Origin of the sequence: Arthrobacter sp. STN4 (assembly GCF_024539665.1) — a bacterium.
Lineage (GTDB): Bacteria > Actinomycetota > Actinomycetes > Actinomycetales > Micrococcaceae > Specibacter.
In genome coordinates this window covers 1-15,653 of sequence record NZ_JAKZGX010000018.1, presented here as the reverse complement: position 1 = coordinate 15,653, position 15,653 = coordinate 1, and the positions used below count along the sequence as shown (strand labels likewise).

Annotated in this window: 14 protein-coding genes, 1 tRNA gene, 1 pseudogene and 1 riboswitch; of the genes and pseudogenes, 9 read left to right on the top strand and 7 right to left on the bottom strand. The window is 68.6% G+C overall.

Features of this window, described 5'->3' with window-relative positions; all coding sequences use genetic code 11:
• Nucleotides 1–25: 25 nt before the first annotated feature.
• Both MMF96_RS13195 and MMF96_RS13190 read left to right on the top strand, forming a co-directional pair.
• The gene (locus tag MMF96_RS13195) at nt 26–712 is read left to right on the top strand and encodes an N-acetylmannosamine-6-phosphate 2-epimerase (RefSeq protein ID WP_256883799.1); all 687 of its coding nucleotides are present in this window, start codon (nt 26–28) and stop codon (nt 710–712) included.
• A gap of 27 nt (nt 713–739) precedes the next feature.
• Nucleotides 740–1,696, top strand: a complete 957-nt coding sequence (locus MMF96_RS13190) for an alpha/beta hydrolase (RefSeq protein WP_256883798.1) — start codon at nt 740–742, stop codon at nt 1,694–1,696.
• A gap of 3 nt (nt 1,697–1,699) precedes the next feature.
• On the opposite strand, the gene MMF96_RS13185 is transcribed toward MMF96_RS13190, so the two are convergent.
• The 4 genes from MMF96_RS13185 to MMF96_RS13170 all read right to left on the bottom strand — a co-directional run bounded on the left by MMF96_RS13185 (nt 1,700) and on the right by MMF96_RS13170 (nt 5,409).
• On the bottom strand, nt 1,700–2,230 hold the full coding sequence (locus tag MMF96_RS13185; protein ID WP_256883797.1) for a histidine phosphatase family protein: 531 nt from the start codon (nt 2,228–2,230) through the stop codon (nt 1,700–1,702).
• A gap of 94 nt (nt 2,231–2,324) precedes the next feature.
• Nucleotides 2,325–3,161: a winged helix-turn-helix domain-containing protein gene (locus MMF96_RS13180; protein ID WP_176616887.1), complete on the bottom strand. Its 837-nt coding sequence runs from the start codon at nt 3,159–3,161 to the stop codon at nt 2,325–2,327.
• 524 nt (nt 3,162–3,685) lie between these two features.
• A complete protein-coding gene (locus tag MMF96_RS13175; protein WP_256883819.1) occupies nt 3,686–4,942 on the bottom strand; it encodes an MFS transporter in 1,257 nt (418 codons plus the stop codon).
• A gap of 5 nt (nt 4,943–4,947) precedes the next feature.
• Nucleotides 4,948–5,409 (bottom strand): MarR family winged helix-turn-helix transcriptional regulator, encoded by a 462-nt coding sequence (locus MMF96_RS13170; RefSeq protein WP_176616888.1) that lies wholly within the window; start codon nt 5,407–5,409, stop codon nt 4,948–4,950.
• Between the two features lie 191 nt (nt 5,410–5,600).
• A riboswitch (cyclic di-AMP (ydaO/yuaA leader) is annotated at nt 5,601–5,786 on the top strand.
• Between the two features lie 6 nt (nt 5,787–5,792).
• Between MMF96_RS13170 and MMF96_RS13165 the strand changes: the two genes are divergently transcribed.
• On the top strand, nt 5,793–6,569 hold the full coding sequence (locus MMF96_RS13165; protein ID WP_256883796.1) for a hypothetical protein: 777 nt from the start codon (nt 5,793–5,795) through the stop codon (nt 6,567–6,569).
• A 94-nt stretch (nt 6,570–6,663) separates the two neighbouring features.
• Here MMF96_RS13165 and upp read toward each other — a convergent pair whose 3' ends face one another.
• Complete coding sequence (gene upp, locus MMF96_RS13160) at nt 6,664–7,302, bottom strand: uracil phosphoribosyltransferase (RefSeq protein ID WP_256883795.1); 639 nt, start codon at nt 7,300–7,302, stop codon at nt 6,664–6,666.
• Between the two features lie 22 nt (nt 7,303–7,324).
• Between upp and tadA the strand changes: the two genes are divergently transcribed.
• The gene (tadA, locus tag MMF96_RS13155) at nt 7,325–7,819 is read left to right on the top strand and encodes a tRNA adenosine(34) deaminase TadA (RefSeq protein ID WP_256883794.1); all 495 of its coding nucleotides are present in this window, start codon (nt 7,325–7,327) and stop codon (nt 7,817–7,819) included.
• A gap of 9 nt (nt 7,820–7,828) precedes the next feature.
• Here tadA and MMF96_RS13150 read toward each other — a convergent pair whose 3' ends face one another.
• Nucleotides 7,829–9,013, bottom strand: coding sequence for a DNA glycosylase AlkZ-like family protein (locus MMF96_RS13150; RefSeq protein WP_256883793.1), 1,185 nt, complete (start codon nt 9,011–9,013; stop codon nt 7,829–7,831).
• Nucleotides 9,014–9,096: 83 nt separating this feature from the next.
• Between MMF96_RS13150 and MMF96_RS13145 the strand changes: the two genes are divergently transcribed.
• Nucleotides 9,097–9,186, top strand: a tRNA-Ser gene (locus MMF96_RS13145).
• Between the two features lie 282 nt (nt 9,187–9,468).
• Here the strand turns inward: MMF96_RS13145 and MMF96_RS13140 are convergent.
• Nucleotides 9,469–11,814 (bottom strand): chromosome segregation ATPase, encoded by a 2,346-nt coding sequence (locus tag MMF96_RS13140; protein ID WP_256883792.1) that lies wholly within the window; start codon nt 11,812–11,814, stop codon nt 9,469–9,471.
• A gap of 239 nt (nt 11,815–12,053) precedes the next feature.
• On the opposite strand from MMF96_RS13140, the gene MMF96_RS13135 reads away from it, so the two are divergent.
• From MMF96_RS13135 to MMF96_RS13120, 4 genes and pseudogenes are all read left to right on the top strand, one after another.
• On the top strand, nt 12,054–12,791 hold the full coding sequence (locus MMF96_RS13135; RefSeq protein ID WP_305144523.1) for a response regulator transcription factor: 738 nt from the start codon (nt 12,054–12,056) through the stop codon (nt 12,789–12,791).
• A complete protein-coding gene (locus MMF96_RS13130; protein ID WP_256883791.1) occupies nt 12,782–14,404 on the top strand; it encodes a cell wall metabolism sensor histidine kinase WalK in 1,623 nt (540 codons plus the stop codon). The genes MMF96_RS13135 and MMF96_RS13130 overlap by 10 nt, the downstream gene beginning before the upstream one ends.
• A 201-nt stretch (nt 14,405–14,605) precedes the next feature.
• Nucleotides 14,606–15,310 (top strand): DUF4232 domain-containing protein, encoded by a 705-nt coding sequence (locus MMF96_RS13125; RefSeq protein ID WP_176616893.1) that lies wholly within the window; start codon nt 14,606–14,608, stop codon nt 15,308–15,310.
• Nucleotides 15,311–15,409: 99 nt separating this feature from the next.
• A pseudogene (locus MMF96_RS13120) lies at nt 15,410–15,653 on the top strand (IS982 family transposase); the annotation flags it as partial.

Here is a 15,653-nt window from a genome sequence, read left to right as displayed (position 1 = left end):
TCCGTTCCCTTTCCCAGGAGTCACCATGACCTTAAAACTGACCAACCTCGACGCCCTGGCCGGCCAGCTGGTTGTTTCCGCCCAGGCCTACCCCGGCGAGCCCATGCGCGATCCCCGCACCACGGCGCAGGTGGCGGCGTCGGCCGTCATCGGCGGTGCCGCGGCCATCCGGGTCCAGGGCCTTGCGGACATCCAGTTCACCCGTGCCGCCGTGGAGGTGCCGGTGATCGGGCTGTGGAAGGACGGCCACGACGGCGTCTTCATCACCCCCACCCTGCAGCACGCCCTCTCCTGTGCCAGCGCCGGCGCGCACATTGTGGCCATTGACGGCACCCGCCGCCCCCGCCCGGACGGGCTAACCCTGGCCGAAACGGTTGCGGGCATCCACGCCGGCTCCAACTCCCTCGTGATGGCGGACTGCGGCTCCCTGGGCGACGCCGTTGCCGCCGCCGCTGCCGGCGCCGACCTCATCGGCACCACGCTGGCCGGATACTCGGGCGAGCGGCCGAAGACGGACGGGCCGGACCTGGACCTCATTGCCGTCGTTGCCGCCGCCGGGCTGGGGAAGCCGCTCATTGCCGAGGGCCGCATCCACTCCCCCGCCCAGGCACGCCAGGCGCTGGACGCCGGAGCCTTCGCCGTGGTGGTCGGCACCGCCATCACCCACCCGGCCTCCATCACCGGCTGGTTCAGGGACGCCCTCACCGCCTGAGCCGCGTCCAACCTGAAAGGACCAGCCGTGAACTTTTTTGACCGCACCGATCCCCAGCTCCACCCCGGCCTGGACTTACTGACGGGCCGGACCCCGCCCACGACCCTTGCCGAACTGGTGGCCATGCGCCGCGCCGATGCGGCCCGGCGCCCCGCCTTGCCGGCCGGCCTGGCGGACCAGGCCACCATGGCCGACCACGTGGCCCCAGGCGGCGGCCAGGGGGTGGATGTGGCCCTGCGCAGCTACCGGCCCGCGCATGCCACCGGGACGCTGCCGTGCCTGTACTGGATCCACGGCGGCGGCATGGTGGCCGGCACCATGGCCGGGGACGACCTGCATTGTCTACAGCTCGCGCTGTCGACCGGCTTGGCGGTCGTGTCCGTGGAGTACCGCCTGGCCCCCGAGCACCCCTTCCCGGCAGCCGTTGACGACGCCTACCAGGGACTGCTGTGGACCGTGGACAATGCCGGGCTGCTCGGCGTCGACCCCGCCCGGCTGGCCATTGGGGGCGCCAGTGCCGGCGGCGGGATCGCGGCGGGACTGGCCTTGCGCGCACGGGACCAGGACGGGCCGGCCTTGCGCTTCCAGTACCTGGCGTACCCGATGCTTGACGACCGGGACCAGACCCCGTCCAACCGCGAGTTCCCGGCCATCCCCTCCTGGAACCGCAAACGCAACACGCAGGCCTGGTCCTGGCTGCTCGGCCCGGCGCACGGCACCGACCAGGTGAGCGAGTACGCGGCGCCGGCCCGGGCCGGGAACCTGTCCGGGCTGCCGCCCGCGCTCATCCAGGTGGGCGAGCTGGACCTGTTCCGGGATGAGGACATCGAGTATGCGGCGCGCCTGCTGCAGGCCGGCGTGCCAACCGCGCTTCAGGTCTACCCGGGTTTCTACCACGGCGCCGATGCGCTGGTGCCGGAGGCGGACGTCTCCGTGCGCCTGCTCCGCGACCGGGACGAGGCGCTGGTCCGCGCCCTGGCGTAGGCGCTACCGTCCCGGGCGCGGCACCACAAAGTGGGTGACCCGGGCATCCTGGCCGTCCAGCGTGGCCCAGTCGCCGGCATGTTCGAGCACCGTGAACGCACTGGTGGGGTAGGCGGTGGCCATGTTCATGTAGGCGTCCTGGTCTGAATCGCGCGAGGCCAGCGTGAGCGCCAGCTCCTGGACACCGGGCATGTGGCTGATCACCATCAGCGTGGTCACTGTTTCGGGCACGTGGTTGACCACGGCCAGCATGCGCCGCGGGCCGGCCGCATACAGCGCCTCCTCGAGCTTGGGCGTGGGTGCCTTCTCGCCGAGCTGCTCACACACCCAGGTGCAGGTCTGCCGCGTGCGCAGCGCCGCGGAGCACAGGATGAAGTCGGGCACAATCCCGTTCTCCAGCAGCCACTTCCCCGCCAGCGGCGCCTCGTGGTGCCCCCGCTGGGCCAGCGGCCGCTCGTGGTCCCCAACGCCCAGGGGGAAGGCCGCCTTGGCGTGGCGCATCAGGACCAGCCGCTTGATGTGGTGTTCGCTCATGCTGACAGTTTAGTAAGGGAACCCCACGGCACGACGACGGCCGGGGCACCCAGGTGCCGCGGCCGTCGTCGTGCCTGAAGAATATGGCCTTGCGTTAGATCGAGTACTCGGGGGCCGCCCAGACGACGACCTCGGGGTGCTCGTAGAAACGGTAGCCTTCGCCGCGGACGGTGCGCACGGTGTTGGCGAGGCGGCCCAGCTTGGAGCGGAGGCGGCGGACGTGGACGTCGATGGTGCGCTCGTTGGGGACCTCGTCGGCGTTGCCCCAGAGGCCGTCGAGGAGTTCGTCGCGCCCCACGGTGCGGGTGCCGTTTTCGACGAGGTAGTTCAGCAGCTCGAATTCCTTGAACGTCAGGTTCAGCGTCTCGCCGTCGAGGTGGACTTCGCGGCGTGCCAGGTCGATCAGGACGCCAGTGGGGCGCTGCTCGGCGGCAACGGGGGGACGGACCGGCTCCGGGCGCTGGCGGGTGGCCACGGTGGGGTCGCCGAAGGTGGAGCGGACCACGTCGAGGGGGCTGCCCACGGCGTCGGACGGCGCAATGGCCACGGCAGCATAGCTCTGTGCCTGCGGCACCAGTGATTGGGCGTAGGCGCGGATGTCCTGGGCCAGCTTGGCCAGGGAGGTCCCGGCGGCGGCCGCCGTGTCCTCGTCCACGCCCACGTACAGCACAAAGCCGCGGGCGACGTTGTCCGGGTTGACGCCGCGGAGGGTGTCGCTGCCGGCAATGACGGGGGTGGGTGCGGTCATGGGCGCTGCCTCGGGCACGGCGCGCAGCCGGACCGCGGCGGAATCCGCATCGCGGCGGTACGCTGCGGGATTGCCGTAGCTCGGGTGGTCCTGCCCGGCGGGGCGGGGCTGGGCCGCACTGCGGGCAACGGCCTTGGCGGCGTTGCGGACTGAGATGTGGACGTATCCGGATGCAACTGACATTGAACTACCTCGGTGTTTGGCCGTTAGCTACGGCGCGAATGCTTTTCTCATGCCCTGGAGGCCTGGACTGAATGCCCGTTGGGGCTGGCCACGCTGGCCACGAATGCCTAGAAATGGGGTGCTGACTAGGACTGCATTCGACAACAGCAGAAATGGCGCCCGCCGGCTTGATGGGTGGCGGTGGCTGCGGCTGCAGAATTCACTGGGTGGGTGTTCACAATGCAAGTGTCCTACGTAATAAATGAAACCCGCAAGTAACAAACTGTCCATTTGTCCACATAATGAGATTTATGGGTATATTGTGACCAATCTTACATAACTGCTTGGTCACCATTTTATTCACGTAATGCGGTTGACGTTGAACTTATTTGATTCGAATAGTCTTTGATGGATTAATAATTTCGCGGATCTTCAATATTGCATCAATTCGTTCATGATTGGCACTTGGCGGCTTTCAGGCGGCTGGATATCCATCCAGGGACGCGCAGATTTTGTGCGGAAAATGATGTTATGGGAGGGAGGGACTAGCGGTCCGCGGCCTGGGCCGCCGAGAAGGGCCGCAGGCTGCGCACCTGGTCGCGCAGCCTGACGTGGTTGCGCCGGTTCATCATGATCAGGGCCGCGAGGCCGGAGACGATTGCCACCACGGCACCAATCCCCAGCGACCAGCGGGCACCGAAGGCGGTGGCGATCCAACCGACCAAGGGGGCGCCGATCGGGGTCCCACCCTGCAGCACCACCATGTAGACCGCCAGGACGCGCCCGCGCATGGCCGAGTCGGTGGTCAGCTGGACGGTGGTGTTGCACGCGTTCATGAAGGTCAGCGCCGCCAGGCCCACCGGAACCAGCGCCAGGGCATACAGGGCATAGCTTGGCATGGCGGCGGCGATGGCCACCATCACGCCGAAGGCCAGGGCCCCGCCCACGATGTACATGGTCCGCATCGTCTTGCGCCGCGCCGCCAGCAGGGCGGCCGCGAGCGTGCCGATGGCCATGACGGATCCCAGCAGCCCGTACTCGCCCGGGCCCAGGTGGAAGATGGTGGTGGCCATGAGGGCGTTGGTGATCTGGAAGTTCATGCCGAAGGTGCCCACCATGAACACCAGCCCCATGATCATCATCAGGTCCGGGCGCTGGCGGATGTAACGGAACCCTTCACGGATCTGGCCCTTGCCCCGCGGCACGCGGACCACGGGCTGCAGTTCGGACACACGCATGCGCCAAAGCGAGAAGATCACGGCCACAAAGCTGGCCGCGTTGATCAGGAAGGCCGGGCCCGTGCCGAACAGGGCGATGACCAGGCCGGCCACGCCCGGGCCCGCCAGGCGGGCGAGGTTAAAGGATGCGCTGTTGAGGGCGACGGCGTTGGGCACGTCCTCCTTGCTGACGACTTCGGAGACAAACGCCTGGCGCGACGGGGCATCGAAGGCGCTGGCAACGCCCAGCAGGAATGCCAGGACGTAGACATGCCACAGCTGCACGGTGTTGGTGACCACCAGCAGCCCCAGCAGCAGTGCGCACAGTCCCATGGCCGTCTGGGTGCACAGCAGCAGCTTGCGCTTGTTGACGCGGTCGCCCAGGAGGCCGGCGAAGGGGCCCAGGAAGACGATGGGCAGGAACTGCAGGCCGGTGGTGATGCCGGCGGCGGTTCCGGAGTTGTGGGTCAGGATGGTCAGCACCAGCCAGTCCTGGGCCACCCGCTGCATCCAGGTGCCGATGTTGGACACCAGCGCCCCGGTCACCCAGAGCCGGTAGTTGAAGACCTTCAGGGCGCGGAACATGGAATTCACCTGGCGCTCATCTCCTGCAGGATCCGGGCGGCTTCGTGGAGCGTGGCGCGCTCTTCCGGGGACAGGCCCGCGATGCCCTTGGCCAGCCACTGCGTCCTCCGGGACCTGGCCTTCTGCAGTATGGCGGTGCCGGCTTCGGTCACGTGGACCAGGACCTGGCGCCGGTCGTGCGGGTTGTCCCCGCGCGTGACGTATCCGGCGGCCTCAAGGCCGTTGACAATCCGCGTCATGGACGGCGCCTGGATCTGTTCGCGTTCTGCCAGCTCCCCCACGGTCAGGGGCCCGTTGAGGATGCCGGCCAGGACGGAATACTGGCCGGGGCTGATATCCCGCGAGGCTGCTTCGGCGCGCAGCCGCCGGGAGGTGCGCATGACGGCCACCCTCAGCTCGGCGGCAAGGGGGCCTGGGCCGGCGGGGCGTTTGGCCGGCAGGGTTTTGGTGGTGGGTGCTTGAGTCATCGTCAGTATCAACCTGGTGCTAAAAGTTGCGTATCTTCTCTTAGTTAGCATAGGTCATTAGCATTGCTAAGTAAATGTCACCCTGGCCACACCGTTATCAAAATGTGACAATGCGCTCCTGGTTCGGTAACGTTGGCAGGGTGCCCGCCGAGCCACCCACGGTTCCTTGGCACAAATGGACGGTTCGCCGAGCTCTGCCGCCGCCCATTTCCCGTTCACACAGATGGCAGAGACGGGGGACCCAATCTTTGCGGGCCTCCTACCCATGGAAGCCCTTGGGGTTAAGCCGAAAGTCCGGGCAGCTGCTGCTGCCCGCCGCCCGGCCGGATGCTCCCATCCGTTCCCGACAGCTCACCTCGCAGGCGTGGAGAGGCCCTACTTTTATGTCTGCAGCACCCCAGCACGGCCGGCGCCGCGCCGAGCCCGTACGCAAGATTTCCCGCCGCGAGGCCCGCAGGCAGGAGGCCGAGGCAACAAATACCCGTGGCCCGGCCCGGCGCATGGCCGTTGTGGCCGTCTCCGCAGCCCTCCTGGCCGGGGGCGGGCTGGCACAGGCAGCCACCAACAACGTCCCCGGCGGGCTCGCCGCGGCGAGCCTGGTTTCCGGTGCCGCCACCGGCGCCACGGCGGGCGCCACTTCCGGCGCAACGACGGGCGCAACGCCGTCGGCAGTTACAGCGCCGAAGGGCATTGCGGTCAGCTTTTCCCGCATCGACGTCGGCTCCGCGGCCCAGGCAAAAGAATCAGCCAAAGCGAAGGCCCCCACCGTCGAGAGCCAGTCCGACGGCGTCACCCGCCTCGCCCCCGCCAAGGCCGCAGCCCCGGCCAAGGCCGCAGCCCCCGTGCTCGTCGACGACCCCGCCGGCGCGCAGGCGTATGCGGCGGGCCAGCTGGCAGCCAAGGGGTGGGGTGCGGACCAGATGGGCTGCCTGCGGCTGTTGTGGACCCAGGAATCCAGCTGGCTGACCTCGGCGGAAAATGCCTCCAGCGGTGCGTACGGCATTGCCCAGTCGCTGCCGGCCGAGAAGATGGCGAGCGTGGGCGCGGACTACCGCACCAACTACAGGACGCAGATCCGCTGGGGCCTGCAATACATTGAGGCGCGCTACGGCACCCCGTGCGGCGCCTGGGGACAGGAAGTGGCGGCAGGCTGGTACTGACCGGCACCCCTCCTGACGCGAGAAAGGGGCCAACCCGCGAGAACGGTGATGCTTGACACCGTTCTCGCGGGTTGGCCCCTTTCTCGTTGCTTCCTTAGTCCACGACCCCGTACAGGCGGTCGCCGGCGTCGCCCAGGCCCGGCACAATGTAGGACTTTTCGTTCAGGCCCTCGTCGATCGAGGCCAGGACCACGTGGACGTTGTCGCGGTCGCCATGGGCGGCTTCCAGCTTGGCCAGGCCCTCCGGCGCGGCCAGCAGGCAGATGCAGGTGATGTCCGCGGCGCCACGGTCAAAGAGGAACTTGAACGCCTCGATCAGGGTGCCGCCGGTGGCCAGCATGGGGTCCAGCACGTACACCTGGCGGCCCGTGAGGTCCTCGGGCAGGCGTTCGGCATAGGTGATGGCCTCGAGAGTCTCCTCGTTGCGGGCCATGCCGAGGAAGCCGACCTCGGCCGTGGGCAGCAGGCGCGTCATGCCCTCGAGCATGCCCAGCCCGGCGCGCAGGATCGGCACCACCAGCGGGGTGGGCTTGACCAGGCCCGTGCCGATCGTGAATGTCACAGGCGTTTCAATGTTGACCGGCTCCACGCGCACCTCGCGGGTTGCCTCGTAGGCCAGCAGGGTGACGAGTTCTTCGGTCAGCAGCCGAAAAACCGGCGAGGGGGTGTTCTTGTCCCGCAGGACAGTCAATTTGTGGGCAATCAGCGGATGATCCGCAACCAGTACGCGCATAGATAAAAGCTACCATTGAGCCGTGTCCCCCCTATCGAATTCCCGCCAAACCGAGACGCCCGCCACGACCCGTCATGCTGCGTGGATGGGCCTTGCCCTGGAGCAGGCACGCCGCGCCCTGGACACGGGGGACGTACCCATCGGCGCCGTCGTGCTGGGGCCCGACGGCGGGGTGCTCGGCGTGGGGCGCAACGAACGGGAGGCGCACGGGGACCCCACGGCGCACGCCGAGATGGTGGCCATCCGGGAGGCTGCCCGGAGGATTGGCGGGTGGCGGCTGGAGGGCTGCACGCTGGTGGTCACGCTGGAGCCGTGCACCATGTGCGCCGGGGCGATCGTGCTGGCGCGGGTGCCGAAGGTGGTTTTCGGCGCGTGGGACGAGAAGGCCGGGGCCGCCGGCTCCGTGTTTGACGTGCTTCGCGAGCGCCGCCTCAACCACTGGGTCGAGGTGTTTCCCGGGGTGCGGGAGGACGAATGCGCGGCATTGCTGAAGGACTTCTTCGGCGCGCACCGCTGACATTCGGGGTCAGCCTGCCGCGTCCAGCGCATCGATCCGCTTTTGCCGGCTCGACGGCGAATCCAGGCTGAAGCTGCGGAAGTCGCCCAGGTCCTCCCGGATGAACGCCTCGACCTCCTTGATCCGGTGCTTCACGGCCTTCGTGGGGGTGTTAAAGAGCCAGTGGGCCATGCGCCCCTCGCCGGGGTCATACTGCCAGAGGCCGATGATCCGGCCGCGGTCCACGATCGGGTGGTCCGGCAGGTCTGCCTGCAGGGCCAGCCGGGTGCTGCCAAGCCGGCGCCCCTGGTCCTCCGGTGCAAAGTGGTCGGCCGCATTGCGCCGCAGCAGGAACAGGGAGTCGCTGCCGGCCAGAAGCCGGACCTGCTCCTCTTTCGGGGCCGCGAAGTTTTCCCGCTCGTCGGCGTCGGCCGGCAGGATCCAGAGCCCGTCCACGTCCACCGCTCCGGCGCCGGCGAGCGCCGCCTTGGTCTGGGCCACGGTGAAGCCGGTGAACCACTGGGTCTGCTTCAGCCCGGCTCCCCCGGTCCAGCCCAGGTAACATTCCATCAGCCGTGCCCGGGTTTGCTCCGGTGTGAGCGTGGACGCCGCCAGCCCCCACGCCGTGTAGGCGTAACGCTGCTGGTCCAGCCTTCCGTTCACGGGCACGCGCCGGATGCGGCCGTCCGCCTGCAGCAGCCCGAGAACCGCGGGCAGCGTGGTGGACGCGCCCTTCTTCTTCCCGGCCTCGCCAAGGCTCCGCACGGCATCGCCGAGCGCAGCCTTGAGCTGCTGGGGGTCCATGGCGCCCCGCCCGTCCGCCTGGCGGTCGACGCCGGCGCCCAGGGCCTCAAGCACGGCGCCTTCCAGCGCAGCCAGTTCCGAACGGGGCACGTCCAGCTTGTCCAGCACCTTGGCCTGTGCCTCTGCGGCGCCCTGCCCCAGGGACAGCGCCCACGCGAAGTCGCCGGCGCCGAGCACATAGGTGCAGCCGCGCGCCGTCGGCAGTTCATGGATGCGCAGGGCCGCGACGTCGGCGTCGGCCTGGTCGCGTCGGATGCCGGCCCGGGCGAACAGGGTGAGGTAGGGGTTGGCGCCGCCCACGGACCGCGCCCAGCCGGCCGCACCGAGCACCTGTGCGGCTGATTGTCCCGCCAGGGAGCCGTCCAGGCCTTGTTTATGCCAGCTCCAGGCACGCTGCGTCTCATTGTCCATGCCCCTAATACTGCACCAGTCCCCGGGTGCCGGCGCCGTTCATTTTTGAACTGGACGCTCCAGCCGGTAGTATCTTGCGAGTTGGTGACGTGTCCGAGCGGCCGAAGGTGCAACACTCGAAATGTTGTTCAGGTGAGAGCCTGACGTGGGTTCAAATCCCACCGTCACCGCCACTGCAGAAGGCGTCCACATCGTTGCATTGACAGCGAAGTGGGCGCCTTTCGTCTTTCTGTAACCAGTCCTGTGGGCGCACTTGTCTGCAGTGTGCCTTCAGGCATTCGGCCGCACGGGGCCGGGGAGGTTCTCGCGCGCCACCGTGGCGTCAGGAATCCAGCGTCCCACCCGTTGCCAGGTGCCTGCACCTCGTGTTAGTGCGCCCGTTCCCCGTTTTCGCGCCCCGTGGTACGGGCGCGAAAACGGGGAACGGGCGCGGCGGCGCACGACGTGCCCTCGCATCAGGCCACGCAGCCGCCCAGGGCAATTTGGCCGTCAATGGCCTTGATCTGGTTTTGCACCGAACCGAGCTGGTCCTGCAGGCCAATCACAACGGCCTGCTGCGTCTTGACTGCATCCTGGTTGGCCTTCTTCTGGGCCTGGAGGCTGCGCAACGTTGCCTGCGCCGCGGTCACCTGCGTATCCAGCGCGGACAGCTGCCCCTGCAGGTTGGCCAGCTGTGCATCGGCAGCGCTGGCCTGGCCGTTGAGGGTGTTCAGCTGGTCCAGCAACGGCTTCACCTGCCCCTGCAGTGCCAGGATGTCCCCTTCCTTGGCAGTGATCTGGGCGTTGATTCCGGCCAGGCTGGCCACCAGGTTGTCCAGCTCGGTGTTCAGTGCAGCAAGGTCCGCCTGCTTGGCCGCAACCGCCGCGCTGGTCGCGTCCACTGTCGCCTGCAGACCAGGCAGTTCGGCGGTCAGTGCGGCCAGTTCGGCCGTCTTCGCCTCCACGGCGGCCTTGGCCGCCGCCGCGGCATTCTGCGCGTCGGCCAGCTTGCCCTCCAGGCTCTGCAACACGGACTGCTGCGCGTCGATGGCCGCCTGGGCCTCGGCAACGCCTTCCGTCAGGGCGGGCAGGGCGGCTTCAAGCCCGGACACCACCTGTTCCTGGGCTGTCACGGCGGCTTGGGCGGCCGTGACAGCGTCCTGGAGCCCGGGCAGCTGGCCCTGGAGGGTGCTCAGTTCCTGGGCCTTGTCCGTGGCCGCGGCGTTGGCGGCGTCCACGGCGGCCTGGAGTGCGGGCAGCTGGGCCTGCAGCGCCGCAACGTCGCCCTGCTTGGCGGCCACGGCCGCGTTCGCCGCGTCCAGGGCCGCCTGGAGCGGGGCGGCCTGCTGCTGCAGGGCGCTGCTGTCCAGCTGCCTGGCTTGCAGCTGGGCGTTCAAGGTGTCGACCGCGGACTGGAGCGCCGTCAGGTCCCCCTGGTAGCCGGAGATTTCCGCGTTCTTCAACGTGATGGCGGAGTTGACGTCGACGAGTTGGCCTTGCAAGGTGTCCCGCTCGGTAATCAGCGCCCGCTTTTTGCTCGAATTCCCGTTGATGGCGGCGATTTGGGCATTGAGGTCATTAATCTGGGCCTGCAGCGTCGCGGCGCTGGCCTGCAGGGTGGTCAGTTCCCCCTGGGCCGTTTCCAGCTGTGACTGCTTGGCGGCAATCGCAGCGTTCCCGGTGGCAATCTGGGCCTGGAGCGAGGTGATGTCCGTAGCGGCCGCGGCCATCTTTGCTGCGTTGTCCGCCACGGCGGCGGCCGCGGCATCTGCCGTGGACTGCAGCCCCGCAAGGTCGTTTTGGGCCTGGGCCATGGCCGCGTTCTGTGCCGTGACGGCGTCCGCCGCCGCAGTGGCGGCCGCCTGCAGCGCGGCGAGCTCGCCCTGTGCCGTGGCAATCGCGGCGTTTTTGGCTGTGACCGCGTCCGCCGCACTGGCGGCAGAGGCCTGGAGCGTGGCCAGCGTGGCCTTCGCGTCCGCCACCTTGGCGGTCTGGGCGTCAAGTGCGTCCTGGGCCGCCGTGCCGCTGTCCTGCAGGCGCTGGAGCTCGGCTTCGGCGTCCGTGACGGCTTGCCCGGCCGTCACGACGGCGGCGTCGGCAGCCTGGGATTCCGCAGTCAGGGTGGCCAGCGCGGCCTGGGCGTCGGCAATCTGTGCATTCTTTGCCGCGAGCGCGTCGGCGGCCTGGGTGGCCGTGGACTGCAGCGTGGCCAGTTCTCCCTGGGCGGTGCTGATCTGGGCCTGCTTGGCCGCAACCTGGTCCGCTGCGTCCTGGGCCTGGGCCTTCAGTTGGGCAGTGGCCGACTGGGCCGCCTCAAGCTGGGACTGCAGCGGCGCCAGCTGGTCCTGGACGGCCTGCTTGTCCGCGGCCAGCTTGGACAGGGTGTCTTGCGCTGCAGCGATGGCCTGCTGCGTGGCGGCCTGCTGGGACTGCAGGGTGGCCAGCTGGTCCCCCGCCGCCGTGAGCTGCGCATCAAGCTGGGCCCCTTGCGTCTCGAGGTCGGTGATGGCCTTGTTCGCGGAAGCCACTTGCGCCGTCAACGAATCGGCGCTGTTTTGCAGCTGGGCGCGCTCGGCCTGAAGCTGGCTGATGACCGCGGCGTTCTTGTTGGCGGCCGCCTTGAGCAGGTTTTCCTGGACGGTGCCGCGGTGGGCCAGCTGGTTGGTGACGCCGTTGCAGATGCCCCCTGACTGGCTGGGCGCGGCGGTGGCTGGCGGGGCAAAGACCAGCAGGCTGGTCACAACGCCCGACATGACGGCGGCGCCGGCAAGCCGTCGGGCGGTAAGTCGGGTGGGAATGGGTGCAGTTTTCTTGTGGTTCACGGTAACCCCCGGTTGCGGTGTGATGATACGGATGCGGTTCACGGCAGGGTGCCGGCGCATAGCGACCAAGCTATGCGGCCGGTGCGGGGAATGCTCGAGTGGCCACCACTCGACTTTTCCGGCCGCTACTTGGTTTTGCGCAGGTGCCGTGCGGCGGGCGGCGACCAGTGCTGAACGGACACAGAAAACTCCCAGCAGTCTTTCAGCCATATGCGGGACGGAAACCGGAGAATTGAGGCATGTCCCTTCCATTCCACGGCAACGGCCCCCCGAAGCTGACCCGGCCGGGCGGCGAGCCCATCCGCGCGCTGGTGGTGGACGACGAGCCGTCGCTTGCCGATTTGATGCGCATGGGGCTGGAGCTGGCCGGCTGGGACGTGGCCGTGGCCCATGACGGGCAACAGGCCCTGAAAACGGCCAGGTCCTTCCACCCTGACGTCCTGGTGCTGGATGTCATGATGCCGGGCATGGACGGCGTTGAACTGCTGGGGCGCATGCGCACCATCCACCCGGACATTCCGGCCCTGTTCCTGACCGCGAAGGACGCCGTGGCGGACAGGCTCACGGGCCTGCATGCCGGCGGCGACGACTACGTGACCAAGCCGTTCAGCATGGAAGAGGTCATGCTGCGCCTGCACAGGATTGTCCAGCGCGCCGGCGTCACCGCCGCCAGCACGGCGGAGCTGACCGTTGGCGACCTGGTCCTGAACCGCGACACCCGCACGGTCACGCGTGCCGGCACGGACATTTCACTCACCAGCACCGAATTTGAGCTCCTACAGTTCCTGATGGAAAACCCCCGCCACGTCCTCAGCAAGTCCCGCATCCTGGACCGTGTGTGGGACTACGATTTCGGCGGGCAAAGCAACATCGTTGAGCTGTACATCTCCTATCTGCGCAAGAAAATCGACGCGGACCGTGAACCGATGATCCACACCGTCCGCGGCGCGGGATACGTGGTCAAGCCATGCCCCTGACCACCAGCGCCCGCGCACTCCGCTCCGCCGCCGCCCGCCTGGCCCGGCCGGGCCGCTGGCACCTGCGCACCCGCCTGGTGGCGGTCCTGCTGGCCCTGCTCACCGTCATCTGCGTGCTGGTGGGCATGATCAGCTACAGCGCCATGAGCGTGTCGCTGAACAGCCAGCTCGACTCCCAGCTGGCCCAGGCCTCCGCACGCTCCCACGACTTCAACCTCAGCACGCCGTCCGGCCCGCCCGGCACCCGCCCGGACCCCCTCAACGCCCGCGGCACCGGCGCCGGCCAGCTCAACGCCATCATCAGCGGCGGTTACCTGGTCACGGGCGGCATCCTGTCCCCAACCGGCACCCGCCAACAGCTCACCAACAACGACGCGCAACTGCTGGCCGCCCTGCCCACCAGCGGCACCATGGCCGACGCCTCCCTGTCCATCGGCAACTACCGCCTCCAGGCCGTCCCCCTGTCCAACGGCGGCGTCCTGATCACCGGACTGCCCCTGGGCGCCGTCGAACGCACCCTGGCCAAACTGGTGCTGACCATCATCCTCGTTTCCCTGACGGGCCTGATTGTGCTGGGCCTGGCCGGCACCATGATCGTCCGACGCAGCATGGCGCCGCTGGAAAAGCTCTCCGCGCTGGCCACCAGGGTGTCCCGCCTGCCGCTCGACGCCGGTGAGGTCGCCTTGAGCGTCCGGGTCCCGGACGGCGCCTCCCGCCCCGGCACGGAAGTGGGCAATGTGGGGCACGCGTTCAACGCCATGCTGGACAATGTCGCCCACGCCCTGCAGGCCCGCCAGCGCAGTGAAACGAAGGTCCGCCGTTTTGTGGCCGATGCCAGCCATGAACTGCGCACGCCGCTGACCGCGATCCGCGGCTACACCGAACTGCTGCAGATGACTGAGACGCTGACCCCTGACGGGAAGACGTCGCTGGGCCGCGTCAACGCCCAGTCGCTGCGCATGGGCCGGCTGGTGGAGGACCTGCTCACGCTCGCCCGGCTGGATGAGGGCCGGCCCCTGTCCCTGCGCACGGCCGACGTCACCCCGATCGCGATGGACGCCGTCAGCGACGTCCGGGTCGGGGCCCCCGGCCACCACTGGGCCATTGATGTCCCGGACACCCCGGTCCGGGCAAAGTGCGACGACGGCCAGCTCAAGCAGGTGATGCTGAACCTGCTCTCCAACGCGGCCAAGCACACGCCCGCCGGGACCACGGTGTCCACGCGGGTCAGCCAGGACGCCGACGGCTCCCCGGTGGTCACCGTCACCGACGACGGGCCCGGCATTCCCCCCGAATTCCAGGACGTCATCTTCGACCGCTTCTCCCGCGCCGACACGGCCCGGACCGGCACGCAGGGCAGCACCGGCCTGGGCCTGAGCATCGTGGCGGCCATCATGGAAGCCCACCACGGCAGCGTGGAGCTGGCCAGCCGGCCCGGCGCCACCACCTTCACCGTGCGCCTGCCGGCCATCCCCGCCGGCCAGGCCACCGGCCCGCTCGCCACAGTGCCCGGACGGACAATGCCCGGACGCACCGGGCCTGAAAACACTGCGGATGGACACCCTGGGGATGGACACGCTGCAACGCCGTCGGCGAAGGCCTTCCCGGGATAAACCGCTTCCTCGGACAAACCGGCCGGGCCGTCGTTCCTGCGTTCCAGGCTGGTCGTGCGCCCCCGTTGATCCCGTGCCGGAGGACGCCGGGGGCCGCCAAAGGCCGGAACCCGTCCTCCAGGAGGCCTGTCCCGGCGACTATCCGCCACCCCGGCGGCGGGGCCTGTTGACTCGGGAGGGCAAGGGCGCAAAAGTTGAGAAATGACGTCCGCACAGAATGACTTGCCCGGGACAGCCTCCCCCCGCCACGCCAAGCCTGCCAAGCCGGCCTTCCGTCACCGCAGCGCGGCCCTGCTGGGGCTCGTCGCCGTGCTGGGACTGGCCGTGGCCGGTTGCGCCCCGACGGGAGGCAGCGGAACCGCCACCACGGCGGCCGGGCCGGCGACGGCGTCGTCCGCAACGGCCGGGAACACGCCGTCGTCCATGGCAAGTACGGCGCCCACCCCGGCGGCGCCCTCCTCCGCGGCACCAGCCACCACCATGGCGCCGGCGTTGTGCAAGGCGGCCGACCTCAAAGGTTCGCTGGACGATACCGGCGGCGGCGCGGCCGGGCACATCTACATGAAGCTGATCCTGACCAACAAGTCCTCCAGCGCTTGCATCCTGGACGGCTACCCGGGCGTTTCCCTCGTCAAGGCCGGCACCACCCAACCCATCGGCGCCCCGGCGGACCGCGACACCTCAAGGCCGTCCAGCGGCCCCATCCACCTGGCACCGGGCCAGGGCGCTTCGGCCGTGCTGCGCTACACGCAGGCGGACAACTACCAGGACTGCCAGCGCGTCCAGGCCGACGACGTCATGGTCTACCCGCCCAGCGCCTACGACGAGCTGGTGATTGCGCACCCGCTGACCGCCTGCAGCAATGCCAACGACAACCTGCTGCTGATCGGTGCCTTCCAGCCCTAGATGTGTAATTCCAAGGTGTGCGGCGTGGTGTGATGCTTTGAAGGGCAAGGGCGCCCACAATCGGCGGTATCAAACCAAACGCCGAACCCGGAGGTCCTCGTGGACGCCGATCTGGACACCCTTGCCACTGCATTCTATGTCGTTGCCGATGACTTGTTGAAGGCCCATCCGGAACGGGTTCCGTACCGGCCCAGGATCGGGATCAGTCCCAAGATCAGTGACGCAGAGGTCATGGCGTTGGCGTTGCTGCAGGCGATGCTCGGGTTCGTTTCAGAAGCCCGTTGGTTGCGCTACGCCACGGAAAACTACCGAGGGATGTTTCCCTATTTGCCGGGCCAGTCCG